The organism is Agromyces humi, from assembly GCF_009720255.1.
Classification (GTDB): Bacteria; Actinomycetota; Actinomycetes; order Actinomycetales; family Microbacteriaceae; genus Agromyces; species Agromyces humi.
Genome location: NZ_WJSP02000563.1, coordinates 1 through 1835, shown reverse-complemented (window position 1 = coordinate 1835; position 1835 = coordinate 1). Strand labels below are relative to the sequence as shown.

The window sequence follows — 1835 nt, the reverse complement described above, 5'->3', positions numbered from 1 at the left end:
CACTCCACACGGCCGGGTTCGCGTCGTACCACCCTCCGACACGATGCCGAAGCCGGCGACCGCGGCGACGTCGTCGGCCGCGACATCCGCATCGGCCGGCTTGTGCTCGGGGTGCGGGATCGTCGACGCCGCGATCTGCGCGAGGGCGTGCTTCACGTCCTCCGTGATCGCGTGGGTGCCGGTGTGGGCCTTGGGCTCCGTGGACGCGGGCGCAGGGGCCTGGTTGCCGCCGCTGCCGCTGCCGTTGCCGTTGCCGCCGCGACCGCGGCTGCGTCCGCCACGCTCCACCTGCTGGGGGGAACGATGCTTCACGATCGGCTCGTGGTGCACGATGATGCCGCGGCCCGCGCAGACCTCGCAGGGCTCGGAGAACGACTCGAGCAGCCCGAGACCGAGCTTCTTGCGCGTCATCTGCACGAGGCCGAGGGAGGTGACCTCGGCGACCTGGTGCTTGGTGCGGTCGCGTGACAGGCATTCGACGAGACGTCGCAGCACGAGGTCGCGGTTGGACTCGAGCACCATGTCGATGAAGTCCACCACGATGATGCCGCCGATGTCGCGCAGCCGCAGCTGCCGGACGATCTCCTCGGCCGCCTCGAGGTTGTTCTTCGTGACGGTCTCCTCGAGGTTGCCGCCGGAGCCGACGAACTTGCCGGTGTTGACGTCGACGACCGTCATGGCCTCGGTGCGGTCGATGACGAGCGAACCGCCGGAGGGCAGCCATACCTTGCGGTCGAGCGCCTTCTCGATCTGCTCCGAGATGCGGAACTCGTCGAACGCGTCGCGCTCGCCCGTGAAGGCCTCGACGCGCTCGAGGAGGTCGGGCGCGACGGCGCGCAGGTAGCGCTCGATCGTCTCGCGCGCCTCGTCGCCGGCGATGATCATCTTCTGGAAGTCCTCGTTGAAGACGTCGCGGACGATCTTGATGAGCAGGTCGGGCTCGGAGTGCAGGAGCGCGGGCGCCTGCACCTTCTCGAGCTGGGTCGAGATGTCGGCCCACTGGGCGATGAGGCGGTTCACGTCGAGCGTGAGCTGCTCCTCGGTGGCACCTTCGGCCGCGGTGCGGACGATGACGCCGACGTTGTCGGGCAGCACGTCCTTCAGGATCTTCTTCAGGCGCGCCCGCTCGGTGTCGGGAAGCTTGCGGCTGATCCCGTTCATCGAGCCGTTGGGCACGTACACGAGGTAGCGGCCGGGCAGCGAGACCTGGCTGGTGAGCCTGGCGCCCTTGTGGCCCACCGGGTCCTTCGTGACCTGCACGAGCACGCGGTCGCCCGGCTTCAGCGCCAGCTCGATGCGACGGGGCTGGTTCTTCTCGCCGTTCTCGGCGGCGGCGTCCCAGTCGACCTCGCCCGAGTACAGCACGGCGTTGCGGCCCCGCCCGATGTCGACGAATGCGGCCTCCATGCTGGGCAGCACGTTCTGCACGCGACCGAGGTACACGTTGCCGATGAGCGACGCCTCCTGGTTGCGGGCGACGTAGTGCTCGACGAGCACGCCGTCCTCGAGGACGCCGATCTGGATCCGGCCGCCCTTCTCCCGGACGACCATCTGGCGGTCGACCGACTCGCGGCGGGCGAGGAACTCCGCCTCGGTGATCACGGCGCGGCGGCGGCCGGCGTCGCGACCGTCGCGTCGGCGCTGCTTCTTCGCCTCGAGCCGGGTGGAGCCCTTGACCTTCTGCGGCTCCGTGATGAGCTCGGGCTCGCGGGGCTTGCGCACCTTGACGACCGTGTTGCTCGGTTCGTCTGCGGTCGGGCGCCCCTCCTCGCCACTCCGGCGGCGGGTGCGGCGGCGCACGCTCGACGGCTCGTCGGCGGGCGCTCCGCCCTCGC

General features: G+C 70.1%; 1 protein-coding gene. It reads right to left on the bottom strand.

Translation table 11 applies throughout. From position 1 onward, the window contains the following. A partial coding sequence (locus GH736_RS22285) for an Rne/Rng family ribonuclease (protein WP_159607153.1) occupies positions 1 to 1835 on the bottom strand: 1835 nt, incomplete at both ends.